This is a genomic window from Streptomyces sp. CRN 30, assembly GCF_034105845.1.
Genome location: NZ_JAVRHI010000333.1, coordinates 1 through 25,267 on the forward strand (window position 1 = coordinate 1; position 25,267 = coordinate 25,267).

At 72.0% G+C, this 25,267-nt stretch carries 17 protein-coding genes and 2 pseudogenes; 7 read left to right on the top strand and 12 right to left on the bottom strand.

The window, feature by feature from the left end; translation table 11 throughout:
- Window positions 1-156 (bottom strand): TetR family transcriptional regulator (locus tag UW392_RS35620; protein ID WP_320775906.1); only part of this gene is annotated, 156 nt, incomplete at its 3' end.
- Between the two features lie 141 nt (window positions 157-297).
- Between UW392_RS35620 and UW392_RS35625 the strand changes: the two genes are divergently transcribed.
- Complete coding sequence (locus UW392_RS35625; RefSeq protein WP_414496775.1) at window positions 298-1,845, top strand: MDR family MFS transporter; 1,548 nt, start codon at window positions 298-300, stop codon at window positions 1,843-1,845.
- A gap of 80 nt (window positions 1,846-1,925) precedes the next feature.
- Here the strand turns inward: UW392_RS35625 and UW392_RS35630 are convergent, their stop codons facing one another.
- Window positions 1,926-3,437: a LuxR C-terminal-related transcriptional regulator gene (locus UW392_RS35630; protein WP_320779345.1), complete on the bottom strand. Its 1,512-nt coding sequence runs from the start codon at window positions 3,435-3,437 to the stop codon at window positions 1,926-1,928.
- The gene (locus UW392_RS35635) at window positions 3,421-4,722 is read right to left on the bottom strand and encodes an AAA family ATPase (RefSeq protein ID WP_320779346.1); all 1,302 of its coding nucleotides are present in this window, start codon (window positions 4,720-4,722) and stop codon (window positions 3,421-3,423) included. Before UW392_RS35635 ends, UW392_RS35630 begins: the two co-directional genes overlap by 17 nt.
- A 347-nt stretch (window positions 4,723-5,069) precedes the next feature.
- Between UW392_RS35635 and UW392_RS35640 the strand changes: the two genes are divergently transcribed.
- The 3 genes from UW392_RS35640 to UW392_RS35650 all read left to right on the top strand — a co-directional run bounded on the left by UW392_RS35640 (window position 5,070) and on the right by UW392_RS35650 (window position 8,347).
- Window positions 5,070-6,470, top strand: coding sequence for an FAD-binding oxidoreductase (locus UW392_RS35640; protein WP_320779347.1), 1,401 nt, complete (start codon window positions 5,070-5,072; stop codon window positions 6,468-6,470).
- A gap of 181 nt (window positions 6,471-6,651) precedes the next feature.
- Window positions 6,652-7,290, top strand: coding sequence for a peptide deformylase (locus UW392_RS35645; protein WP_320779348.1), 639 nt, complete (start codon window positions 6,652-6,654; stop codon window positions 7,288-7,290).
- 166 nt (window positions 7,291-7,456) lie between these two features.
- Window positions 7,457-8,347 (top strand): Bax inhibitor-1/YccA family membrane protein, encoded by an 891-nt coding sequence (locus UW392_RS35650; RefSeq protein ID WP_320779349.1) that lies wholly within the window; start codon window positions 7,457-7,459, stop codon window positions 8,345-8,347.
- 522 nt (window positions 8,348-8,869) lie between these two features.
- Here UW392_RS35650 and UW392_RS35655 read toward each other — a convergent pair.
- Window positions 8,870-8,974 (bottom strand): annotated as a pseudogene (locus tag UW392_RS35655) (TetR/AcrR family transcriptional regulator); the annotation flags it as partial.
- Window positions 8,975-9,161: 187 nt separating this feature from the next.
- Here UW392_RS35655 and UW392_RS35660 point away from each other — a divergent pair.
- Window positions 9,162-9,479 (top strand): hypothetical protein, encoded by a 318-nt coding sequence (locus UW392_RS35660; protein WP_320779350.1) that lies wholly within the window; start codon window positions 9,162-9,164, stop codon window positions 9,477-9,479.
- Here the strand turns inward: UW392_RS35660 and UW392_RS35665 are convergent.
- Window positions 9,469-10,671: an IS110 family transposase gene (locus UW392_RS35665; RefSeq protein ID WP_320779351.1), complete on the bottom strand. Its 1,203-nt coding sequence runs from the start codon at window positions 10,669-10,671 to the stop codon at window positions 9,469-9,471. The genes UW392_RS35660 and UW392_RS35665 overlap by 11 nt on opposite strands.
- Before the next feature lie 456 nt (window positions 10,672-11,127).
- Between UW392_RS35665 and UW392_RS35670 the strand changes: the two genes are divergently transcribed.
- Complete coding sequence (locus UW392_RS35670; RefSeq protein WP_320779352.1) at window positions 11,128-11,556, top strand: hypothetical protein; 429 nt, start codon at window positions 11,128-11,130, stop codon at window positions 11,554-11,556.
- A gap of 23 nt (window positions 11,557-11,579) precedes the next feature.
- Here UW392_RS35670 and UW392_RS35675 read toward each other — a convergent pair whose 3' ends face one another.
- From UW392_RS35675 to UW392_RS35705, 6 genes and pseudogenes are all read right to left on the bottom strand, one after another.
- On the bottom strand, window positions 11,580-12,299 hold the full coding sequence (locus UW392_RS35675; protein WP_320779353.1) for a glutamine amidotransferase-related protein: 720 nt from the start codon (window positions 12,297-12,299) through the stop codon (window positions 11,580-11,582).
- 125 nt (window positions 12,300-12,424) lie between these two features.
- Window positions 12,425-13,528 carry an NDMA-dependent alcohol dehydrogenase gene (locus tag UW392_RS35680; RefSeq protein ID WP_320779354.1) on the bottom strand — a complete coding sequence of 368 codons (1,104 nt, stop codon included), beginning with the start codon at window positions 13,526-13,528 and terminating at the stop codon, window positions 12,425-12,427.
- An 88-nt stretch (window positions 13,529-13,616) separates the two neighbouring features.
- Complete coding sequence (locus UW392_RS35685) at window positions 13,617-14,477, bottom strand: alpha/beta hydrolase (RefSeq protein ID WP_320779355.1); 861 nt, start codon at window positions 14,475-14,477, stop codon at window positions 13,617-13,619.
- Window positions 14,478-14,582: 105 nt separating this feature from the next.
- A complete protein-coding gene (locus UW392_RS35690) occupies window positions 14,583-15,359 on the bottom strand; it encodes a creatininase family protein (protein ID WP_320779356.1) in 777 nt (258 codons plus the stop codon).
- A gap of 85 nt (window positions 15,360-15,444) precedes the next feature.
- Window positions 15,445-16,518, bottom strand: a complete 1,074-nt coding sequence (locus tag UW392_RS35695) for an alpha/beta hydrolase (RefSeq protein WP_320779357.1) — start codon at window positions 16,516-16,518, stop codon at window positions 15,445-15,447.
- A gap of 201 nt (window positions 16,519-16,719) precedes the next feature.
- A pseudogene (locus UW392_RS35705) lies at window positions 16,720-19,515 on the bottom strand (AAA family ATPase).
- 358 nt (window positions 19,516-19,873) lie between these two features.
- Between UW392_RS35705 and UW392_RS35710 the strand changes: the two are divergent.
- Window positions 19,874-24,724 carry a ricin-type beta-trefoil lectin domain protein gene (locus UW392_RS35710; RefSeq protein ID WP_320779360.1) on the top strand — a complete coding sequence of 1,617 codons (4,851 nt, stop codon included), beginning with the start codon at window positions 19,874-19,876 and terminating at the stop codon, window positions 24,722-24,724.
- Window positions 24,725-24,736: 12 nt separating this feature from the next.
- On the opposite strand, the gene UW392_RS35715 is transcribed toward UW392_RS35710, so the two are convergent.
- The coding region (locus tag UW392_RS35715; protein WP_320779361.1) for a TetR/AcrR family transcriptional regulator at window positions 24,737-25,267 on the bottom strand (531 nt) is incomplete at its 5' end.

Below are 25,267 nucleotides of genomic sequence, written 5' to 3' on the forward strand. Positions count from 1 at the left end.
CAGGTCCTCACGGGAGGCGAAGCGCCGGTAGACGGTGCGCCGGTCCACTCCCGCCTCGGTGGCGATGCTCGCGATGCTCGCGCCGGGGTCGGCGGCGAGCATGCGCGCCCCCGTGGTCAGAACGGCTTCCAGGTTGCGTGCTGCGTCGGCTCTCACGCCCCGAGTCTAGTCGCGCTGTGTGCTCTCTGAGACATCTACTGCCTCGTCAAGGTACAACCATGACTTTTAAGTACTACATTGAAGTGACAGATACAAGATGTAGAGCCATTTTGATGAGGCCGAAAGAGAGGCAAGCCGATGTCGAGAACGTCGAGAACCCAGTCCGCCCGGCCCGCGACGGGTGGTGTCGCCGCCGCGATGAGCGCGCTGATCCTCGCGGTGCTGCTCGCGGCCCTGGACCAGACGATCGTCTCCACCGCGCTGCCCCGGATAGCCGAGGACCTCGACGGGTTCGACGACATCGCCTGGGTCAGCGCCGCCTACCTGCTCGCCTCCACCGCGGTCACCCCGCTGTGGGGCAAACTCGGCGACATGTTCGGCCGTAAGCGGCTCTACCTCGCCGCCACCACGGTCTTCCTGATCGCCTCGGTCGCCTGCGGCCTCGCCCAGAACCTCCCCGAACTGATCGGCGCCCGGGTGCTCCAGGGCATCGGCGGCGGCGGCATGATCGTGCTGACCTTCGGCCTGGTCGGCGACATCGTCGCGCCGCGCCAACGCGGCCGCTACCAGGGCATGTTCGGCTCCGTCTACGGCGTCGCCAGCATCGTCGGCCCGCTGCTCGGCGGCGTCTTCACCGACCAGCTCTCCTGGCGCTGGGCGTTCTTGATCAACCTGCCCGTCGGCATCGTCGCCCTCACCCTCGCCACCCGCGCCCTGCCCGCCGCCACCCGCGGTGCCAAGGCCCGCATCGACTACGCCGGCGCCACCGTGCTGGCCGCCATCGCCACCGGCCTGGTCCTCGTCACGTTCTTCGGTGAACGCTGGGGCTGGACCTCGCCGTCCATCGTCGCTCTGATCACCGCCACCGTCGCACTCGCCGCGGCCCTGGTCCCCGTCGAACGCCGGGCCGCCGCCCCGGTGCTGCCGCCGGCCATGCTCGGCTCGCGCACCGTGGTGTTCTCCTCGCTGATCGCCTTCCTCGCCAATGCCGCCATGTTCGCCGTCCTCGTCTACCTGCCGACCTACCTCCAGATCGTGCACGGCGTCTCGGCGACCCTCTCCGGCATCCATATGCTGCCGCTCGTCGCCGGCCTCGTCATCAGCCAGTCCCTGGCCGGACGCTGGGCCGCGCACGTCGAACGGCTGCGCACGATCCTGCTCAGCGGCCTGGCCGCCAACCTCGCCGGCCTGCTCCTGCTGGCCACCGTCGGCAACGGGCCGGGCACCGTGGTGCTGAGCGGCTACTTCCTCATCACCGGCGTCGGCATCGGCATGGTGCCCATGGTCGTCCTCACCACCGTCCAGAACAGCGTCCCCGCCGCCGACATCGGTGCCGCCAGCGCCGTCGTCACCTTCTCCCGCTCCATCGGCGCCGCCTTCGGAGTCGCCGTCTTCGGCACCCTGCTCAACACCGGCTTCGCCGACCGCGCCCGCGCCCTGCCCACCGCCGGCGGCTTCGACGCCGCACGGCCCGACACCATCGGGCAGTTGCCCGCCGCGCTGCGCGACACCGCGCTGGACGCCTTCGCCCACGCCACCGCCGCCGGCTACCTCTGGATCGCCCCGGCCCTCGCCGTCGGCATCGTCCTTGCTCTCTTCCTCAAGCCGTCCGCGAGGAAGAAGGACACCACCGCCGGCGCCCCGGCCGGCGTCCTCGCCGGGAAGGAGACCGCCCCGGCCGCCTGAACCCTCCGCACCACTCCCACGCCGTCCGGCCCGCCCCTTACTGAGGGCGGGCCGGACCTACGTCATATGACTGGCGACCGTCAGCCGTCCCCGGACGGGTCGAGCGCGGAGAGCGCGTCCCGCAGCGCGGCCCGCGACGTGATGCCCAGCTTGGGATAGATCTGGTAGAGGTGCGTGCCGATGGTGCGGTGGGACAGGAACAGCCGCTCGGCGATCTGCTTGTTGGTCAGCCCCGTCGCCGCGAGCCGCGCGATCTGCAGCTCCTGCGCGGTCAGCGTCACCCGCCTCGGCGACGCGGCGACCGGCGCCGGCTGCCCGCTCGCCCGCAGCTCGGCCGCCGTACGCGTCACCCAGGGCTCCGCCCCGAGCTGCTGGAAGCCCTTCAGCGCCTGCCCCAGCTGGTCCCGGGCCTCCGTCGTGGCCCGCAGCCGCCGCAGCCGCTCACCGTGGAAGAGCCGGACCCGTGCCGCGTCGAACGGCCAGCGCTCCGGACCGGGCAGGGCCAGCGCCCGCTCGAACAGGGCGAGGGACTCCGCACCGGGCGTGGTCAGCGCCTCGGCGGCCAGGACGGACAGCTCCAGCCGGGGCGACAACCCGGCCATCGCGGAGGCGCGCATCGCCGCCGCGTGGGCGGCGGCCTCCGTCTCCCGGCCGGTCCGCACGGCCGCCTCGACCAGGTCCAGCGCCCCCCACATGGCGATCGGGACGTACGGGGCCACCGTGCCAGGGGTGTTGAGGGCGCAGGAGTGCCGGTAGGCGGTCTGGAAGTCGCCGCGGCCGAGAGCGGCGAGCGCCCTGGCGTGCGCGGCGAAGAACCGCGCCCCGTGGGCCCCGCGTGGAGCCGCCCACCGGACGATCTCCCCGGTCAGCTCGTCACTGGCCGCCGCGTCGCCCCGCACCGCGGCGACCACGGCCTGGATGTAGTGGAAGTACCAGGCGAAGAACCGGTAGTCGTGGTTCTCGCACAGCGCCACCCCCTCGTCGGCCAGGTCCGCCGCCTCCGCCCACCGGCCCAGATGGAAGTAGTCCAGGCCCAGGTGCATCAGCGCGCCCAGATGGCGGCGGACCGGCGCGGTACCGGCTCGGCCCTGTTCGACGAGGCGGCGGGTCGCCCAGCGGAAGTCGCCCAGCCGGTCGGCGAAGACCGCCGCGGTGCCCACCCGGATCACCCGGGTCGGATCGTCGCCCACGGTGGCGGTCAGCTCCGCGAGCCGGGGCAGCGCCCCCGCCCCGGTGCGCGCCGGGTCGGCGAAGATCTGGCTGATCACCCACAGCAGATCGGGTGCCTCGGGCTCCAGCCGGTCCAGGAAGGACAGCAACCGCTGCCACCGCTGCGGTTCGCCGCCGTACCAGCACAGCAGGACCAGCAGGTGCAGCGCCTCCACGAGGGCGGCGTCCGCGGCGTCCCAGCCGTGCTCCCCGGACTCGATCGCGCCGACCAGCAGCCGGTACGCGGTGTCGATGTCCCCGTCCTGGTTGATCAGCAAGAACGCCGACGCGGCCGCCGCGTGCAGCGACTTCTCGCCGTGTTCCGGGTGGGACAGCCGGGCGAGCAGCCGCGAGGCGTCCTCCAGTTCACCGCCGGAGTCCACACCGACGTAGGCCGCCTCGGCCAGCCGCCTCGGCCAGCCGCCGCGACTCGTCGGCCGGGGCGGGGGAGAGGCCGGCGGCCCGGGTCAGTGCCGCGACCGCGCCGAGCGCGTCCCCGCGCCGCAGCCGGCGGCGCGCGGCCTCCTCCAGCAGGGCGGCCACCGTCTCGTCCGGGCCGGCGGCGGCCTCACCGAGGTGCCAGGCACGGCGCTCGGGCTGGTCCTCCAACGCCTCGGCGAGCGCCTGGTGCGCCCGTCTGCGGTCTGCGGCCGTCGCCTGTTCCACCACCGCGGAACCGATCAGCGGATGCCGGAAGGACAGCCGCCGGTTGTCCGCGGAGATCACGATCAGCCGGTCCTGCTCGGCGGGGGCCAGGTCGTCCACGACGGCCCGGTCCGCCCCGGCCGCCTCGATCGTCGCCAGGTCGTCGGTGCCGTCCAGCGCGGCGATCAGCAGCAGATCCCGGCAGCGGCCGTCCAGCGCGGCCACCCGCGCCGCGAACAGCGCCTGGAGCCGTTCGCTGAGCGGCAGCACCGAGGGCACCGCCGCCAGCGTCGTGCGCTGCTCGGCGGTGAGCGCCCGCGGCAACTCGACCAACGCCAGCGGATTGCCGCGCGCCTCGGAGGCGATCCGGCGCCGTACGGCGGGGGAGACGTCCGGGTGGGCCAGGACGAGCAGCTCGGCCGACGAGGCGTCGGTCAGCGGCCCGAGCCGGTGCTCGGTCAGTCCGCTGGACTCGAAGAAGCCGTCGATGCCCTCGCGGGAGGCGGCGAGGAAACCGATCCGGCTGCCGACGAGCCGCCGGGCGACGAAGCCGAGCACGGCGTTGGTGGCGCGATCCAGCCACGGCAGGTCGTCCACGACGATCAGCAGCGGCGTCCGGGCGGCAAGGGTCCGCAGCAGCAGAGCCGCCGTGGAGGTCAGCAGCCGGTCCGGTACCGGACCGCTGCCGATGCCGACCGCCACGCGCAGGGCGTCGCGGTGGACGGTGTCCAGGACGTCGAAGTCGTCGAAGAGCGGCACGAGGAGCTGGTTGAGACCGGCGTAGCTGATGTCCGCCTCGAACTGCACCCCGTTCGCGCGCAGCACCTGGACGCCGTGACGCGCGGCACCCTGGGCCACCGCGTCCAGGACGGCGGTCTTGCCGACCCCGGCCTCGCCCCGGAGCAGCAGCGCCGCCCCGTGCACCTGGGAGTCGGTGAGGAAGGACCGGATGTACGCCAGGTCCTCGTCCCGCCCGACCAGCGGGGTACCGGCCGGGCGGCCCGCCGCCTCCGGGTCACTCATCGCACTGCCTCCAACGGCCGCCCTGCCGGGATCGTTCCACCGCGCCGACCTGGCTGTGTGCGCCCGCACCCGGTTCCGTACGGGCCATGCAATCACCGTCGGGCGAAGGACGTCCAGATTTCGTCCCTCGCCGGGACAGCGCGCCGCGAGGCGGCTATTACGGCGTAATAGGTACGGCAGAGGGAGTGAGGGACCGAACAGACGCGACTCACTCACACGTATGTACGGAGCGAAATGAACAACGGAGCAGGTCCGGCTCGTGTCAGAAGCGTCAAGGGTTCACCGCACGGGTCCGCACGGGACGGGCGGTGAGCCACATGTGTGAGTGAGGTCGAGACAACGTGAGTATGGACAAGGCTGACGGGGCGAACGGGACGTTCACGGCCCAGGACGTGGCCGCGCTGCGGCGGTCCGTCGCGGGACCGGTACTGGAGCCGGGGGCCGAGGGCTACGGCGAGGAGTGCGCCACCTACAACCTGACCTGCGGCTTCCGCCCGGCCCTGGTGGTCGGCGCGACCAGTGAGCAGGACGTCGTGGCGGCCGTTCGGTTCGCCGGCCGGCACGGGCTGGGCGTCGCGGTGAAGTCCGCGGCCCACCAGGTCACCTCCGCCGCCGAGGGCGCACTGCTGATCGCCGTCGAGCGGATGCGGGACATCGTCGTCGACGCGGAGCAGCGCACCGTACGGGTCGGCCCGGGTATGCGCTGGACGGACGTGGTGCCGCGCGTCGCGGAGCACGGACTGGCCCCGCTGGTGGGCTCGGCGCCGAACGTCGGGGTCGTCGGCTACACCCTCGGCGGCGGCCAGAGCCCGCTGCTGGGCCGCAGCCTGGGGTACGCCGCCGACCATGTGCGCCGGCTGAACCTGGTCACCGCCGACGGCGAACCGCGCCGGGTGACCGCCGAGAGCGACCCCGACCTGTTCTGGGCGGTGCGTGGCGGCAAGGGCAACTTCGGTGTCGTCACCGAGATCGAGTTCGATGTCTTCCCGGTCACCCGCTTCTACGGCGGTGGCATCTACTTCCCGGGCGAGCACCTGGCCGACGTGCTGCGGGCCTGGCTGCCCCGGACCGGCGAGGACATGACGTCCTCGGTGGGCGTCCAGCGGCTGCCCGACGTGCCGATGCTGCCCGAACCGCTGCGCGGCGCCTTCGTGGTGCACCTGCGCGTCGGCTACCTGGGCTCGGCCGAGGACGGGGCGGAGCTGCTCGCGCCGCTGCGGGCGGCGGCACCGGTGCTGATCGACGCGGTGGGGGAGAAGCCGTTCACCGCCATCGGGGAGATCCACATGGACCCGGTGGACCCGATGCCGTACTTCGACCGCAGTGTCTGCCTGGAGGAGTTCGACGAGAAGGCGCTCCAGACCTTCGTGGACCTGACCGGTCCGGAGTCGGGCTGCACCCTCGCCAACGTCGAGATCCGCGTGCTCGGCGGCGCCTTCGACCGGGAGCCCGCGGTGCCCAACGCGGTGTCGAGCCGGGGCCTGCCCTACGTCGTCTTCGGGTTCGCGGTGGGCGCCCCGGACGCGGCGGACGGGCTGCGGGGCGGACTGGAGCGGGTCATGGACGGGCTGTCACCCTGGACAGCGCGGCGCAACATGGTCAACTTCCTCTCCCCGGACGAGGCGACCGACGCCGAGGGTGTGCGCGACGTGTACGGTCCGGAGCGCTACGACCGGCTGGCCGCGGTGAAGAAGACCTACGACCCGGGCAACGTCTTCCGGTTCAACCACAACATCGTCCCCGCCTGAGCGGGCTGAGCGCCTCGGGTCTGCCGGGTCCCGCCACCGGTCGCGGGACGGTGGCGGGACCCGGCACGACGGGTGCTTCCGTCGCAGGTAAGTGTGTTGGCCTTCAATGGCTGAACGGAACCGCTCACGGCGAGGTTCATCGCGTCTCACATGTGTCGAGAAGAAATGGCAAGCTGACCACATGACCAAGACACACATGTCTCTGTCCGAGCACGTCGAGGAGCTGCTGGCGGCCGACGGTCCGCTGCCGATCGTCGCGGCCGGCGACCCCGTCCTGCGGGCCGTGGCCGAACCGTACGACGGACAGCTCGGCGACGCGCTGCTCGGCCGGTTCCTGACCAGGCTGCGGGAGACGATGCTCGCCGCCCCGGGCGTCGGAATCGCCGCACCCCAGGTCGGCGTGGGCCTGAGTATCGCGGTGGTGGAGGACGCGGCCCGCGGCTCCGAGGAGGCGCTGAGAGCGCGCGGGCGTGTCCCGCTGCCCTTCCGGGTGCTGATCAACCCGGCGTACGAGGCCGAGGGCGAGGAGCGGGCCGCGTTCTTCGAGGGCTGCCTGAGCGTGCCCGGCTGGCAGGCGGTGGTGGCCCGGCACGCCCGGGTCCGGCTGCGCGGGCAGGACGAACACGGAACCGCGCTCGACGAGGTGGTCGGCGGCTGGCCGGCCCGGATCGTGCAGCACGAGACCGACCACCTGCGCGGCACGCTCTACCTCGACGTGGCCGAGCCGCGGTCGCTGTCCACCAACGAGGCCGTCGCCGAGCGCTGGTCGCAGCCGGGCCCCGGGACGGCCGCGCGGGAACTGGGCTTCGACCTGCCGTGACTGCGGCCGCCGCGCCGGAGCACCTGCCGCGTTCCACCGTCAAGTGACTGATGTACGCGGCCCGTCCGCCCCGGCAGGGTGGGACGGGCCGAGATCTCCGGCGACGCGGTCCGCACCCCGGACACCCACGTACGCCGGTACGTCCGACAGGAGAGGAGGAGCCGGCGTGGCACTGTTCGAGCAGCCGACGTTGAAGAGCAGCACCCCGATACTTTCCCGGCCGCAGTTCACCCGGCGCGGCGGCCGGAAGACGGCGGTCCGGGACCCACGGACCGGCATCAGCGTCGCCCTGGACCGCGTCAGAGCCGGCACCGAACGGGACCAGGGCGGCGGTCCGGGGGCCGTGCCGCCGCCGCTGCACGTCGGTGACCTGATGACGATGGACACCGTGCTGCCTCGCGCGAGCGCCGCCCTGGCCACCACCGCCCTCGCGGCCGTGCTGTGCTGGACGGTGCTGCCGCTCGCCCGGATCGGCACGGCCTGGTCCTGGGCGGCGGTCGCCGCGGCCGCGGTCCTCACCACGGCGCTGGTGATCACCCAGTACCGCAGGAACCGGCCGCCCCCGGTGCTGACTCTCGTCTTCGCCGCCGCCCAGGGCCTGTTCCTCGGCACCCTCTCCGCGACCGCCTCCAGCCACCTGTCGCCCGGGGTCTTCGTGCAGGCCGTACTCGGCACGCTCGCGGCCGGTGCCGGAGTGCTCTTCGCCCAGGCGCTGCACTGGATCCGGGCACAGCACAGGTTCCGCGCCTTCACCGGCGCCGCGCTGCTGGGCCTGTTCCTGCTCGCGCTGGCCGACTGGATGCTGTACCCCGCGATGGGCCTGGACGGCCTGGGCCTGCGCCCCTTCGGCCTCGGCGTCTTCATGGCCCTGACCGGCGTGGTCCTCGGCGCCTCCGTGCTGCCCCTCCACCTCAGGCAGGTCGAGGACGGCATCACCTACGGCGCCTCCCGCGCCCACGCCTGGCCCGCCGCCTTCGGACTCACCCTGACCATGGTGTGGCTCTACGTGGAGACCGTACGACTGCTCACCCTCTACCAGGGCGACGACGTCTACTGAACCCTGGACCGACCCGGCTTGACGGTCCGCACCTGAGTCGTGCCGGGTGTCACCGCGATCTGCCCGCGGGCAGTATCCGTGCCGTGCCGGAAGGGCACAGCCCTCGCAGCAGCGTTTCGAACAGCCGCTCGGACCTGTTCCGTTCCTCGGCCCGGCAACCGACGCCCAGAGGGGAGCGAGCAGCAGGAGCACGTCGTCGGCCGTCGTGCCCGGTGCGATGGTTCCGGCCGTCTCGTTGGCGGCCAGCAGCGCCGCCAGGGCGTCCAGGAGCGGCCGGTACGCCGCACCGCAGTGCTCCGTCGGGGCCTCGACGACCAGGCTCATGGCGTTCGCGAACTCGGGATAATTCCGGCCGACCTCCAGCAGGCGCTCCAGCCAGACGCGCAGCGCGAGCCGCGGGGGCAGTCCGGCCAGGAGCACGGGCACGGCGGTCACCAGGCCGTCTACCTCGTCGCCGTAGAGCTGGAGCACCAGCGACTCCCTGCTGGGGAAGTGCCGGTAGAGCGTCCCCTGCCCCACGCCCGCCCGGCGGGCCACGGCCTTCAGCGAGGCGTCGCCGGGTACGGCGAACACCTCGGCCGCCGCCTCCAGGATGCGCAGGCGGTTGCAGCGTGCGTCCGTTCTCATCGGTGCTCCGGTCCCTCTCCGGCGTGGCGCCGCCGGACCATGTGTCACATGCGGTCTCCGCCGCCCGCCAGGTGAGACCCGGTGCCGGGCACATGGCGAGACACGTATTCTTGAGGCAACCTACACCGTCCGCCGTGCCCGCGGACACACATCTTCCTCACCACGGCCATAAGGAACACGCATACTCATGTCCCTGGACACCGCCCTCTCGCGTACCTCCGCCGAACGGCTCACCGCGTCGACGGCCGCCCTCGCCGCCGACCTCGACGGAGGCCGGTGGGTTCCGGGGCCGCTGGAGCGGACCCTGGCGTCCCGGCTGCTGCTGGCCTGCGCCGGGGACGGGCAGCTCACCGCGGTCCGGCTGCGGGACACGCTGTGGGAGGGCTCGGTCGCCCTGACCTACGCGGGCGGGGGACGACTGGCCCGGCTGCTCGCGCACGCCCACGAGGTGGCGGAAGAGCCGGCGCGGGGGGGGGGTGCCCCTATGACTTTGGTCAAGGGGTGATCGGGGTTGGTGGTTGGTAGAAGGTGCCGTCGCGGAGCATCGCGAAGAGCACGTCCGCTCGGCGTCGGGCAAGGCAGAGGATGGCCTGGGTGTGGTGCTTTCCCTGGGCGATCTTCTTGTCGTAGTAGATGCGGGAGGCCGGGTCGGCCAGCGCGGCAAACGCCGAGAGAAAGAAGGCTCGCTTGAGCTGCTTGTTTCCTCTCCGCGAAGACTGTTCGCCGCGGATGGACGACCCGGAACTTCGGGTCGCCGGGGCGAGGCCGGCATAGGAGGCGAGGTGGGCGGCGGACCGAAACGAGGTGCCGTCGCCGACGTCGACGAGGATGCGGGCGCCGGTCCTGATGCCGATGCCGGGCATGGACATCAGGACCCTGGAAAGAGGGTGGGCCTCCAGTAGTTCCTCGATCCGGTGAGCCAGCAGTTTGCGCTGGTCAAGCACTGCGTGGAGCGAGGAGGCGAGGCTGGGGACGATCAGTGCGGCCGCACCCGTGCCCGGAACAACGACGGTCTGCTCGTCGAGCGCGGTGAAGACGTCGTCGATCAGCCGCTCGGCCATGCGGGGCGCCTTTGGACGGATCAGTGCGATGAGCCGTCGGCGTCCAGCCTTGCGGATCTGGGCTGGCGAGCCGAACTGATCCAGCAGCCCGAGCACGGCTGGGTGCTGCATGCGCGGGCCCAGGACCCGTTCCAGGTGCGGATGGATCTGGGTGAACAGGCCCCGCAGTCGGTTCGACAGACGGGTCGCTTCCGCGGCGAGGTCGTCGTCGAACCCAACGATCATCGACAGCTCGGCGATCGTCTCGTCGTCGAGGTCGACCGAGCGCAGCGTGTGCGGCATCGCCCTGGCCGCGTCGGCGATGATGAACGCGTCCTTCGCGTCGGTCTTGGCCTCGCCGGGGTAGAGGTCAGCGATCCGCCGCATGGTCAGGCCGGGCAGGTAGGCGACGTGACAGCCCAGGTCACGGGCGATGGTCAGCGGCAGGGCACCGATGGAGGCGACCTGGTCGACGACCACGAGGACGGTGCCGTGCTTGGCTTGCAGCCTGGCGAAGACCTCGCGGAGTTTGGGCTCGCTGTTGGGCAGCCGCTTGTCGAAGGTCTTCTTCCCGCCCGGGGTGAGTGCGGTGGCGTGGTGTTCGCCCTTGCCGACGTCCAGGCCGAGGTAGACGTCGATGTCGCTGGTGTCGATCACGTCGTGGTTCCTTCGGTGCTGTCCATCCGGCCTGCCACGGCACTGATCGCCACATCCACATTACGAAGAGCCTCCCGACCTGCGAAGAAGCCGGTGGTCATGCCCCTAATCAGCGGTCTGTCAGTGCCTCCGGAGCCGGTGACACCACCCCCCAGGCCATGCACTCGACAAGGGGAGGTAGTCATGCCAACTCCGAAGGCCGGTAACCCCGTTGCGGGGCTACGAAGACGGTAATGGGGGGGGGGGCCGAACCGGCGCTGGCCGGCGCCCTGCACCTGCTGGAGCGCACGGCACGGGAGACCGGGCCGGAGGGCGGCCCGCACTGATCGGCGCGGCACCGTACGGCCGGCCTCATCCACGTTCCGCCGTGCCAGTCAGATGACGGATGTGCGCGCGTACCGGCCACGGAAGACTCTGCGGCACACAGTTCACACATGATGTGCGGAGGGGGAGAACGTGACGAGACATGACAGGTGTGACCGGCCTGGCCGGGGCCGGCCCGCACTGACCCTGGTGCGGTGTTCCGGCGAGGACCGGCGGGCGCCGGTCGCACTGTCCCTGCTCACCAGGCGCCCCATGCCGGCCGGTGTCCGCGGCGCGCTCGTGACGGTGACGGGCGGCCGGCTCATGGCCACCTGGCTGCCGTCGAGAGGACCGTCGCGCATCCCGCCGGGCCGGGTCATGCTGTCCTGGACACCGTCCGCCGGGGGCCGGAGCGACGTCACGGCCCGGCTGGGGCTGGCCGGCGCGCAGGTGCTGCTCGCGCTCTGGCCGGGCCTGCGTGGTGAGTGGTCCGACGTCGTCCGGCCCACCGTCGCGGAGGTGACCGAACTGCACGCCGCGCTGCACCTGGCGACGGCGGTCCTGGACCGGCTGGCCGACTGAACGCCGCCGCGCACAGGGCGTTCTCAGGCCGTATCGCGGTCGGCGGCCAGCCGGTCCAGGAAGAGGGCGAGCCGCTCGTTCGTCTCGCGGTGGTCGTTGCGCCGGAGCTGTTCGGGCCGCTGCACGAAACGGTGGTCGTCGAGTGCGGCCAACTCCCGCCCCGCCGACGCGATGAGGGCCTCCACGATGTCCTGGTCGAACTCCATGTGGCACTGGAACCCGTACAGGAACCTGCCGTACGCCACGATCTGCCGGGGACAGCCCGCGCTGCCCGCCAGGACGGTCGCGTCGGGCGTCAGACCGGGCATGTCGCGGTGCCAGTGCCCGGTGTCGAAGGTCTCGTCGAAGCCGGCGAACAGCGGATGGCGCCGGCCGGCCTCGGTGAGCGTCACGGGGAAGGAACCGACCTCCGGTTCCGGGCTGCGCAGACAGGGCGCCCCGAGCGCCTCGCCGAGCAACTGCGCGCCCAGGCAGACGCCGACGACGGCCTTGCCCGCCGCCGCGCACCGGGCGATCAGCGCCGTCTCCGCCACCGCGTCGAAGTAGGGGCACTCGGCGGTGGTGGTGGCGGGGGACTGCGGACCGCCCATCACGACGAGCAGGTCGATGCCGTCGGCTGTGACCGGGAGCGTGTCGCCGGCGTGGAGGCGGGTGGAGGTGACGGTGTGTCCCCGGTCCCGGGCCCACCGGGCGTAGGCGCCCGGGGCCTCGAAGGCTTCGTGGACGATGAAGTGGACACGCATGAGCTGTTCGACTCCTGTTCGGGGCTCTCCCCGTGACGGCGGGGGCGGCCGGAAGCGGCCGGGATCAACGGTTGGCCGCTCCCGGCCGCCGCGGGGTCCGCCGCCGGCCGCGACCGGCCGGGCGTTCAGTCGAAGACGACGACGCCGCGCAGGTTCTTGCCGTCGCGCAGATCCTGGTAGCCCTCGTTGATCCGGTCCAGGGTGTAGGTGGCGGTCACCAGCCCGTCCAGCCGCAGCCGGCCGGACCGCCACAGGTCCAGCAGGCGGGGGATGTCGGTCTGCGGGTTCATGGAGCCGTAGATGCAGCCTCTGATGTCGACCTCGCGGGTGAGCAGCCAGTCGGAGACCGCGTGGATCTCGAAGTCCGCGTTGGCGAGGCCGGTGATCACGACGGTGCCGGACTTGCCGACCGCGGCCTGCGCGGACTGCACCACTTCCTGGTCCACCTCGCCGACCGTGACGAGTGCCTGGTCGGCCATCTCGCCGCCGGTGAGCGTCCGTACCCGCTCGATGGCCGGGGCCGCGTCGGCGAAGGCGTGCGTGGCGCCGAACTCCAGGGCCGTCTCCCGCTTCATCGCGACCGGGTCGACGGCGACGACATGGGCCGCGCCGGCGTGCACGGCGCCCTGTACGGCGTTGATGCCGATGCCGCCGATGCCGAAGACCACGACGGTGTCGCCGGGACGTACCCGGCCGGTCTCCGTGGCGGTGCCGAAGCCGGTCGGCACGCCGCAGCTGACCAGGACGGCCTTCTCGGGCGGCACGGTGTCGTCGACGCACACGATCGAGCGCTCCGAGGTCACCAGCCGTTCCGAGAAGGCGCCGAGTTGGCGGAACGAACCGACGTCACGGCCGTCCAGGTGGAACCGGTAGGTGCCGTCCCACAGCGGGCCGTCCGGCACGTCGCCGTAGACGCAGAGGTTCTGGCGTCCGGTGGAGCAGTAGCGGCACAGGCCGCACGCGGGCACGAAGGTGCACACGACCCGGTCACCGGGCTTGACCTTGGTCACGCCCGGCCCGGTCTCCTCCACGATGCCGGTGGCCTCGTGGCCGCCGACAATGGGGAGCGCGGTGGGGAGGGCGCCGCTGAGGAGGTGCAGTTCGGAGTGGCACAGCCCGGCGGCGTCCACCCGGACCAGCACTTCCCCCTGAGCGGGCCCGTCAAGATCCAGCTCGACCACCTCGAACGGCTTGCCCACCTCGAAGAGAACAGCGGCCTTGGTCTTCATACGTACCTCACTGACGATCGGAGCACATGTGTGCTTAGGTGCACATCAGTGGTACGAGGGGAACGGGGCCGAAGGTTCGCGTCGGCCCTCAGCGGACCGTCGCGCGGGCGGCCCGCTCGATGACGTCCGCCACCAGGTGCGGGTGGGAGACGGCGACCGAGTGGGAGGCGGCGACCTCGGTGGTGTGGGCATGGGCGCGCTCGGCCATGAAGCGCTGCACGGCCGGCGGGATGTTCAGGTCCTGGGTGGTGATGACGTCCCAGGTGGGCTTGGTCTTCCAGGCGGCCGTGGTGGCCTTCTCCTCCAGCGCGGACTGGGCGATCGGACGCTGCTCGGCGGCCATCAGGGCGGCCTGCGCCCGGGGGACGTCGGCGGCGAACTGATGGCGGAACTTGTCCTGCTGGATGTACAGGTCGGTGGCGGTGGTGCCGTCGGCCTGGGTGTAGGTGGCCGGGTCGAGGGCGTCGGGGAGGGTGGAGCCCGGGTACTTGTTGGTCAGTTCCAGGGCGCTCTCGCCGGGGGCGGGGAGGAAGGCGGCGACGTAGACCAGGGCCTTGACCGAGTCGTCGCCGGTGGCGGCCTCGCTGATGACGTTGCCGCCGTAGGAGTGGCCGACCAGGATCTTCGGGCCCTTGACGTGGTCGAGGACCGTACGCAGGGCGGCGGCGTCGGAGGCCGGGCCGCGCAGCGGGTTGGCGGCGGCGACCACGGGGTAGCCGTCGGCGCGCAGTTCGTCGATGACGCCGTTCCAGCTGGAGCCGTCGGCGAAGGCGCCGTGCTCCAGGACGACGGTCGGCTTGGTGTGCTTGGCGTGCTTGGCCTGCGCGGTGGTCTCCGGGGCGCCGTTGGCGGTGCCGGCGAGGGCGAACGCGCCGAGCGCGAGTCCCGCCGTGACCGTCGAGACCACACCCGTCACCAGTCGCTTGCGTCCGCCCTTGATGCTCGCCACGGTTCTGTCCCTCTCGTATGTTCCGGCAGCGGTGTGGGGCCGGTGCTCACCGACCCACATCACCGCTTTGACTGGTGACGAATCTGTCAGACGGTGCGTCACCTGTCAAGCAGGTGACGAAACGAGTGTGGCCCACGGGTCGCGCACGAGGGTGTCGGCGAGCGCGCGGGCGCAGCCGGCCAGCATCCGCTCGCCCTTCTCCGGACTCGCCGCGCGGGCGTCCCCCGCGACCCCGGACTCGGTGATCCGGTCGAAGGTCACGGCCATGTACACCGGTTCGGTGGACTCGGCGGGCAGCGTGATCCGCGGTCCGTGCGCCTCGGGCAGGTGCTCGGCACGGATGAGGCCGGGGTGGGCGGCCATCATCATGGAGGTCTCGCCCTCGCAGGCGTGCATGAGGCCGTCCTGGGTCTCCAGGGTGTCGCGGACGACCTCCCGGCCGGCCCCGAAGTAACTGGCGAACGCGATGGGTGTGGCCAGCTCCACGGTCAGCTCGGTGGTGAGGGCGTGGAGCGCGGTCATGTTGCCGCCGTGGCCGTTGACGATCAGGACGCGCGAGAAGCCGGCCCGGAGCACCGAGCGGCAGATGTCCCGCAGCAGGGCGTGCAGCGTGGGCAGGCTGAGGGTGAGGGTCCCGCCGAACGGCATGTGGTGCTCGGACAGGCCGGTCGGGATCGACGGCGTCACGACCACGCCGGTCCGCTCCGACGCCAGCAGCGCCGCCCGCCGGCACACCTCCGCGGCCAGGAAGTCGTCCACGCCGGTGGGCAGATGGGGGCCGTGCTGCTCGGTCGCGCCGATCGGCAGCAGTACCACCGCGTCCCGGGCGGCCAGGGCGCGCAGTTCGGCGGCGGTCAGACGGTTCCAGTGGACTTCGGTCATCGGGAGCTCCTCCTGGGAAAGACGGACGGCCCGAGGGGCGGAAGCCCCCGGGCCGGTGACGGACATGGGTGCGGCGGGTCGGGGCTCAGAGGTGGTCGGCGTCGACCACGGCCTGGGCGAAGGCGGTGGGCGCCTCCTGCGGCAGGTTGTGGCCGATGTTCTGGATCGTGCGGTGCGCGTAGGGGCCGGTGAAGTGGTTGCGGTAGGCCGAGCCGTCGCCGGGAGCGGTGAACGGGTCCAGGGCAGCGTCGAGGGTGACGGTGGGGACGCCGATGGAGGGCTGGGCGGCGAGCAGCTTCTCGTGGCGGGCGTAGCGGTGGTCGGTGTCGACCAGGCCGATCCGCCAGCGGTAGTTGAAGAGCACGATGGCCGCGTAGTCGGGGTTCTTGAACGCCTCGGCGGTGCGGTTGTACGTGGCGTCGTCGAAGTTCCAGTTGGGGGAGACCAGGGTCCACACGTAGCGGCACAGCGCCAGGCGGCTCTCCTCGGCTTCCATGGCCGCCTTGCCGCGCGGGGTGGCGAAGTACCACTGGTACCACCAGGTGTGCTCGACGGCCGGGCTCGCGGGCGCGAGCTGTGCCTTGCGGTCGGTGATGAGGTAACCGCTGGTGGAGACCATGGCCTTGACCCGCTCCGGCCACAGGGCGGCGATGATGTCGGCGGTGCGTGACCCCCAGTCGAAGCCCGCCAGAACCGCCTTGTCGATCTTCAAGGCGTCCATCAGCGCGATGACGTCCAGCGCGATCGCGGACTGCTCGGCGGTGCGGGGGGTGTGCCGCGACAGGAAGGTCGTGCTGCCGTGTCCGCGCAGGTAGGGAACGATGACGCGGTAGCCGAGACCGGCGAGCAGCGGGGCGACGTCGACGTAGCTGTGAATGTCGTACGGCCATCCGTGCAGCAGCACGACGACCGGGCCGTGGGCCGGGCCGGCCTCCGCGTAACCGACGTTCAGCACACCTGCCTTGACCTGCTTGAGCTTGCTGAAGGAGGTGTGGGTGCCCGGCGTGACGGCCGGCACGGTGGGCGTCTGCGCGCCGCTGCCCGGACGTCCGTGCGAGGCGGTGGCGGCGAACGCGTCGGTGCCCAGGCCCGACAGCGAGACCGCGGCCGCGCCGGTGCCCAGGCCGACGGCCTTGCTGAAAGTACGCCTGTTGATCATGTCAAACCTTCCGTCGAGCGGTGTCCGGTGACCCTCGCACAGCTTGCCGTCACCTGTCCAGCCGGTGACGGGGCGCGAGAGCCGGTGACGAGGTGTGAGAGCGGGTGCGGGAGCGATGCCCACACTCTGGCCTCCGGCCCGCGCGGGACGCATCAGTCAAATGACGGAAAAAGGGATGGCGCCCATGCACACGTGTGAGGATCAGTCGTCCTGGCCCTCCTCCAGCCGGGCCAGCGCGTCGCGCAGGGCGGCGCGGGAGGTGATGCCGAGCTTGGGGAAGACCCGGTACAGATGGGAGCTGACCGTGCGCGGCGACAGCCGCATCCGCTCGCCGATCTCCTTGTTGGTCAGCCCGGCCGCGGCGAAGCCGGCGATCCGGCGTTCCTGCCAGGTCAGTTCGGCCGACCGCGGCACGGACGCGACGCGAGTGGCCAGCCCGGAGGCCCGCAGTTCGTGCTGGGCCCGCTCCGCCCAGGGGGCCGCGCCGAGCCGCCCGAACGTCTCCGCCGCCCGCAGCAGCGGCGGCCGGGCCTCCTGGGAACCCCGGGTGTGCCGCAGCCGGACGCCGTGGGCGAGACGGAGGCGGGCCAGTTCGAAGGGGAAGTGCTCGGCGGCCGGATGACGCTCGACCCGCTCGTGCAGGCGGTCGGCCTCGGCGGGATCGGTCGCGGTCATCGCGAGGGCACCCCAGGTCAGCAGCGCCAGCCGGGGCGAGAGGTCGGGCAGCCCGGCCCGCAGCGCGGCCCTGGCGTGGGCGCGGGCCTGTTCGGCTCGGCCGGTGTGCAGGGCCGCCTCCACCAGGTCCAGCAGGGTGCGGGACGCCTGGTGCGCGTACGGTGCGAAGACGTCCGGGGGTGTGATGCCGATGGCGTGCAGGTAGGCGGCCTCGTGGTCGCCGTCGGCGAGGGCGGCGGTGGTGCCGACGGCGTCGGTGATCTGGGTGAGGAAGCCGACGCCGCGGGGGCGGGCCCAGGCGTCGACGGCGGCCTGCAACTCCCGGGCCCGGTCGGTCTCGCCGCGCAGCGCGGCCAGCAGTCCCAGATACGCCCGGGTGTGATGGGCCAGCTACAGGTATCCGTGCGTCGTCGTCAGCTCCAGGCAGCGCTGCCCGGTGCGTTCGGCCTCCGCCCACTCGCCGACCGCGATCTGGTCCAGCATCACCAGGTGCAGCGTCGTCATGCTGTTGCGCACGAAACCCGTCTCGGACTGGCGGTCCACGGAGTGCTGGAGGTGCTGCCGGTACCGGCTGAGGGTGTCCACATGGTAGGCGGTCACACCCAGCCAGGTGATGTCCCAGGGGTCCAGCTCCGCGATCCCCGTGAACTCCGCCTCGACCCGCTCGCGCACCCCCGAGCCGTGCCGGACCACATCGCTCCACGCGTCGCCGTAGATCCGGGAGCGGGGCGGCACCTCGTCCGCCAGGGAGTCGAGCAGCGCGCGGGTCTCCTCCCACTGGCCGGCGTCACCGGCGTACTGGTCGACCGCGAGCAGCAGGTTCACCAGCCGGGCCAGCACCTCCGTGGTGCCGCGCCGGTGCCCGGCCCGCACGCACGCGATGGCCGCCGTCACCCTGCGGTGCGCACCCGTCACGTCGCCGTCTTCAAAGAGGGTCATGTACGCCGCTGTCAGCACGGACGCCGGCGGGTCGTCGGTGCCCGGTGCCCGGTCGGCGCGGACCAGCCGGCGGGCCTGGTCGAAGAGTCCGGCGTGGCCCGCGACGAAGGCCGCGTCGTCGATCCGGCGGGACCGTTCCGCGGGGCTCTCGCTCAGCTCGGCCGCCCGGGTCAGCCAGGTCATCGCCGCGACCGCGCCGCCCCGCCGGGTCGCGGACTCGGCCGCCGCCTCCAGAGCGCGCGCGACCTCCTCGTCGGGGTCGACCGTCGCGGCGGCCAGGTGGGTGGCCCGGCGCTCGACGTCGTCGTGGTGCACCCGGGCGAGTGCGGCGTGCGCGGCCCGGCGCTGGTTGGGCGTGGCGGTCCGCACCACGGTGGAGCGGATCAGCGGATGCCGGAAGACGAAGTCGCCGCTGACCGGGTCGACGGTCAGCAGCCCGGCCGCCACCGCCTCCTCCGCGTCCCGCATCCGGTACTGCCGGGTCCCCGGTGCGGCCGGTGCGGCGCCCCGCGTCGCGCCGACACCGTCGAGGGCGCCGCGCAGCAACTCCTCGCGGACCTTGTCGCCGAGCCGGTCCAGACGGGCGCCGTACACGTGGTGCAGCCGCCGGGGCAGGGGCAGCGAGGCGTCGCGCAACCCGAGGCAGTCCGCCGCCGCGATCCGGCGGGCGGGGCTGCCGTCGGTGGGGCCGCCGAGGGCGTGCGCGGGCAGTTCCAGCAGGGCGAGCGGATTGCCCCGGGCACGCTCCAGCACCAGGTCGCGTACGCCGGGGTCGATGCCGGGACGGTGCTGGTCCAGCAGCTTGCGGGCCGCCTCCTCCGGCAGGGCCGCGACCGGCAGTTCCGGCAGGGCGGCGGTGTCGAAGTCGGAGGCGGTGTCCGAACGCAGGCCGATCAGCAGCTTGACGGAACCGCCGGTCAGCCGCCGCCCCGCGAAGCCCAGCACCGCGACGCTGGACGCGTCCAGCCACTGGCCGTCGTCCAGGACGAGCAGCAGCGGCCCGGCCGAGGCGGCCAGGGACAACAGGTCCAGGACGGCGATACCGAGCGACATGACGGACGGCGGCTTCCCCGGGCCCCGGCCGAACGCGGCGTCGAACACCGTGCGGTGCACCTCGTCGAGGCCGGCCGTGGCCGGCAGCAGCGGGTGCAGGAGCTGGTGCAGCCCCGCGAGCGGCAGCCCTGACTCCGCCTCCGCCCCGGCCGCCCGGACCACCTCCTGACCCGAACGTGCGGCCAGGCGCGCGGCGTGGTCGAGCAGGGCGCTCTTGCCCACGCCCGCCTCCCCGCGCAGGACGAGCGCCTGGCCCTCACCGGCCGCCACGAACCCGGACAGCCGCTCCCTCTCGTCGTCCCGGCCGACCAACGGCACGAGTGACTCCACGGTGCCCCACTCCCCTCACCCCTACCGGACATGTGTGCGCCTCAGGAGCCTATGTGTGCGGAAGCCCGGCCTGATGCACACCCCCGTGGGCAGAGTACGTCCTGATGTTCCGTTTCGTCACCCGATGTCCGCACAACGGACCTCATCCGGCCGGAAGTTCGCCCCACACTCCCGCGCATGCGCACAACCGACATCACCGACGAACCGGGACGTTCGACCGGCCGATGAGCGAAGTCGTGATCACCCGACGCTCGAAACCTGCTTCCGCTTCGAGGCACGTGTGTCATGGTGCGGGGTGGTCATCTGTGACCGCCCCCGGACAGCGGGGCGGTCCACCCCTCCCACCCCTGGAGTGATCATGCACGGTCCGAGACGCCGACGCGGCGGCGCAACGGCGACCACCGTCGCCATCGCCGTCGCGGTCGGCCTCACCCTGGCGTCCCCGTACGCCGCCGCGTCCCCACCGGCGGCCTCCCACGGCACGACGTCCACGGCCACCCCCATATACCAGGACACCAGTTACTCCTTCGAGGAGCGGGCGGCCGACCTCGTCTCCCGGATGACGCTGGAGCAGAAGGTCCGCCAGCTCATCACCAATGAGGCCCCGGCCATCCCCAGCCTCGGCGTCCAGGGCTACACGTACTGGAGCGAGGCGCTGCACGGCGTCCAGTCGCTGGGCAACTCCAAGAACGCCGGGGACGACACCGCCTGGCCGATGAAGGCCACCGGCTTCCCCACCAGCCTCGCCACCTCGATGGCCTGGGACCCCACCCTCCAGTACCAGGAGGGCTCGGCGATCTCCGACGAGGCCCGCGGCTTCCTCGACAAGTCGCTGTTCGGCGTCAGCCGCAACAACCTCGGCAGCTCCGCCGACAACTACGGCGCGCTGACCTACTTCGCGCCGACCGTCAACAACGACCGCGACCCGCTGTGGGGCCGGCACGACGAGTCCTACGGCGAGGACCCCTACCTCCAGACGCAACTGGGCGTGCAGTTCGTCAACGGCTTCCAGGGCCAGAAGCCCGACGGCACGTCGGTCAACGGCTATCTGAAGGCCGCCGCGACGGCGAAGCACTACGCCCTCAACAACGTCGAGGACGCTCGCACCGCGATCAGCTCCGACGTCAACGACACCCAGCTGCGCGACTACTACACCAAGCAGTTCGCCGGGCTGATCGGTCAGGCGCACGTCGCGGGCCTGATGACCTCGTACAACGCGATCAACGGCACGCCCGCGGTCGCCAACACCTACACCAACAACGCCCTCGCCAAGCGCACCTACGGCTTCGCGGGCCTGACCACCTCGGACTGCGGCGGCGTCGGCACGACGTACAAGCTGCCGAACGACGGGCACGACTGGGCGCCGTCGCCCTGGTCCACCAACGGCTCCAAGACCGACCCGCAGTGGATCGACGACACCACCGGCGAGACCGTCGACGCCCGCGCCGCCGGCCAGGCGTTCGCCCTGCGCTCCGGCAACGACCTGAACTGCTCCGGCGACGAGATGACCACCGCCAACGTGATGGAGGCGGTGCGCGCGGGCCTGCTCAGCGAGGACGTCCTCGACACCTCCCTGGTCCGGGTCTTCACCGTCCGCATGCGGACCGGCGAGTTCGACCCGGCCGGCAGCGTCCCGTACACCTCCATCGACAAGTCGGTCATCCAGAGCGCCGACCACGTGGACCTGGCGACCAAGGCCGCCGACGCCTCCATGGTGCTGCTGAAGAACAGCGACCTCGCCGCTACCGGCAAGCCACTGCTGCCGCTGAAGGCGTCCGCCGTTAACAAGGTGGTCGTCCTCGGCGACCTCGGCGACTCCGTCAACCTCGGCAGCTACGGCAACGGCCCGGACAAGCAGATTTCGGTACGCCAGGGCATCACCGACGCCCTGAAGGCCGCCAACCCCGGTGCGACCGTCACCTACGACGCCGCCGGCACCAGCACCACCAACACCGCCGCCGTCTCCCTCAGCTCCGCCACCCAGGCCGCCGTCAAGGCCGCCGACGTGGTGGTTGTCGCCGTCGGCACCGACGAGGACACCGCCGGCGAGGGCAAGGACCGGGCGAGCCTCGCGCTGCCCGGCAACTACAACTCGCTGATCGACCAGGTCGCCGCCCTCGGCAACCCGAACGTCGTGCTGGACATCCAGGCGATCGGCGCGGTCGACATCTCCGCCCGCCAGTCCAAGGCCGCCTCCATTCTGTTCAGCGCCTACAACGGTCAGAGCCAGGGCACCGCACTCGCCGACGTGCTGTTCGGCAAGCAGAACCCGCAGGGGCACCTGACCTTCACCTGGTACAAGGACGACTCCCAGCTCACGGGCAAGAACAACTACGGGCTCACCCCCGACCAGAGCGACGGCAAGGGGCAGACGTACCAGTACTTCACCGGCACGCCGTCCTACCCGTTCGGGTACGGGCAGAGCTACACGACGTTCTCCTACTCGGCGGCGACGCTCGACAAGTCCAGCATCACCGCCGACGGCACGGTCAACGTCTCCTTCGACGTGACCAACACCGGCAGCGTGGCCGGCGCCACCGTCGCCCAGCTCTACGCCGCGAACTCCTTCACCGTCTCCGGCGTGACCATGCCCAAGCAGCGCCTGGTCGGCTTCAAGAACACCGGCGTCCTCGCGCCCGGTGAGAAGCTGCACGTGACGCTGGAGGTCAAGGCGTCCGATCTGAGCGTGTGGAACGCCTCGACCGCCAAGCAGACGGTCCACCCGGGCGCCTGGGCGCTGAAGGTGGCCTCCGACTCCGCCACCGTGCAGAGCACCGCGACCGTGAACATCACCGGCTCCCTGACGCCCAAGGTCAGCACGGTCACCGTCCAGCCCGGCAAGGTCGTCTACCACGCCGGCGAGACCCTGGACCTGACCAAGAAGAACCCCTGGATCAAGGACGACACGGACCCGGACAAGGAGCAGCGGGACACCTCCATCACGGCCGACGGCATCGTGGAGGCGGTCAACAACGACCAGTCCTTCGCCGACCTGTCGAAGACGTCCGTGACGTACTCCAGCAGCAACCCGGCCGTCGCCACCGTGAACTCGGCGGGCATCGTCACCGCCGGCGCGGACGGCGTCGCCACCATCAAGGTCACCGTCGGCGGCGTCACCGGTTCCATGGTGATGGTCGTCAAGGACACCCTCGCCGTGCACACTCCGCAGTTCGTGACCGCGGGCCAGGCGGCGACCGTGACCACCGCCGTGACCAACGGCACCGGTACGGCGCTGTCCAACGTGAACGTCACGCTGCCCGCCCCGTCCGGCTGGACCGTCAAGGCCACCACCGCGACCCTGTTCACCTCGGTCGCGCCGGGCGCCACGGCCACCACCACCTGGCTGGTCACCCCGCCCTCCGGCGTAGCCCCCGGCACCTATCCGCTGACCGCCACCGCCACCCACAGCGGCGGCTCCTACACCTCCGACGCGACCCTTCTGGTGCCGTTCGCCTCGGTGAAGGCGGCGTACACCAACGTCGGCATCACCGACGACGCCGACCCCGCCCCGGGCAAGTACGACGGCGGCGGATTCAGCTTCTCCAAGCAGGCGCTGGCCGCCCAGGGCGTCTCCGCCGGGTCCCTCACCACCGGCGGCCTGACCTACCAGTGGCCCGACGCCACAGGCACGGCCAACGCCATCGACACCAAGGGACAGGCCGTCCTGCTCTCCGGGTCGGGCGGCTGGCTGGGGCTCATCGGCAGCGGCACCAGCGGCCCCCACCAGGGCATCGGCACCATCGTCTACACCGACGGCTCCACCCAGAGTTACGGCCTCGGCTTCTCCGACTGGTGGGACAACGACAACGTCTCCCAGGGCAGCAGCCGCCTCGGCACCTACGACTACATCAACAGCCACGACGGCAAGGTGAACCAGAAGGTCAGCCTCTTCACCACCAAGGTGCGGCTCGACGCGGGCAAGACGGTCCAGGCCGTCATCATGCCCACCTCCGGCGAGGCCGGCACCCCGCAGGGCCACGTCTTCGCCATGGCGATCGGCGGCACCCCGCAGACCCCGGCACCCCAGCCCGACGGCCCGACCGGCCACATCACCGGCCAGGGCGACAAGTGCGTCGACCTCGCGGCCGGACCGGCGGCAGGCGTCCAGGCGACCCTCGCCACCTGCGACGACGACACCTCCCAGCAGTGGACCCTCGGCGCCGACAAGACCCTGTGGAACCAGGGCAAGTGCCTGTCCACCGCCCAGGGCGGCACCACCAACGGCACGGACGTCGTCCTCGACTACTGCGACGGCTCCAAGAACCAGCAGTGGACGGTGGACTCCGACAACAGCTATCTGGTCAACGCCGCCTCCGGGCTCTGCCTGGAGAACGCCAACGGCTCCACCGCCGACGGCAACCCGCTGATCATCTGGACCTGCAACAACGGCGACCTCGGCCAGAAGTGGAAGGTCCCCACCGACACCCCGTCCGGTCCCTCGGGCCGCATCGCGGGCTACAACGGCAAGTGCGCCGAGGTCACGGGCGGCGCGACCGCCGACGGCACGGCGATCCAGCTGAACACCTGCGGCACCGGTACGCAGCAGGTGTGGACGGCGGCCTCCGACGGCACGCTCCGCGCGCTCGGCAAGTGCCTGACGGCCGCGGGCGGTGCGACGGCGGACGGCACACCGGCACAGCTCGCCACCTGCACGGGCGCGACCTCGCAGAAGTGGACCGCTGACACGAAGGGCCAGGTGGTCGGCTCGCAGTCGGGCAAGTGCCTGGACGCGACGGGGCCGAGTTCGGCGAACGGTACGAAGCTCCAGTTGTGGGCGTGTGCCGCGTCGGACAATCAGCTCTGGAGTGTGCCGACGTCCCGTCCGACGGGTGTGATCAGTGGTTACGGCGGTAAGTGCGCCGAGGTGGCGGGGTCGCTGTCGGCGAACGGGACGGCGATCCAGCTGAACACGTGCGGGACGGGCAGTGGCCAGTCCTGGACGGTGGCCGCTGACGGCACGGTGCGGGCGCTGGGCAAGTGCCTGACGGTGGCGGGCGGTGCGACGGCGGACGGTACGGCGGTGCAGCTGGCGTCGTGCGCGGGCGCGACGTCGCAGAAGTGGACGTCGGACGCCAAGGGCCAGCTGGTCGGGACGGGTTCGGGCAAGTGCCTGGACGCGACCGGCCCCAGCTCGGCCAACGGCACCAAGCTCCAGATCTGGACCTGCGCGGCCAGCGCCAACCAGCTCTGGAAGCTTCCCACCGCCTGATCCGCGGGAGGACTAGGAAGCCGGGCCCGGCGGGGAGGTGTTCCCGCCGGGCCCTTGCCATGTGCCCACGCCGCGCAGGAACGTGTCGACCACGACGTCCGCGGCCTGCCCGGGGGAGAGCTGGCCGTAGCGGCGCGCCACCAGGCCCACCATCTCCGGCAGCAGCGGCCCCGCCCACCCCTCCGGCAGATCCCGGCGCAGCAGCCCCTCCTCGGCGGCTCGCCGCAGGAACGCGTCGACCTCCGCGACGCAGGCGTCCCGGCGCCGGCGTACGGCCTCGTCGGCGAGCATCAGGGCGAGGTCGACCGGCCAGGTCCGGTTCACGGTGATGATGTTCTCGACGTAGCGGTGCAGGGCGACGGCGACGGGGGCCTCGCGCAGCCGGGCGTCCTCGACGGCCCGCTCGATGGCCGCCAGGCGTGACGCGTAGATCGCGGCGAGCAGGTCCTCACGGGAGGCGAAGCGCCGGTAGACGGTGCGCCGGTCCACTCCCGCCTCGGTGGCGATGCTCGCGATGCTCGCGCCGGGGTCGGCGGCGAGCAT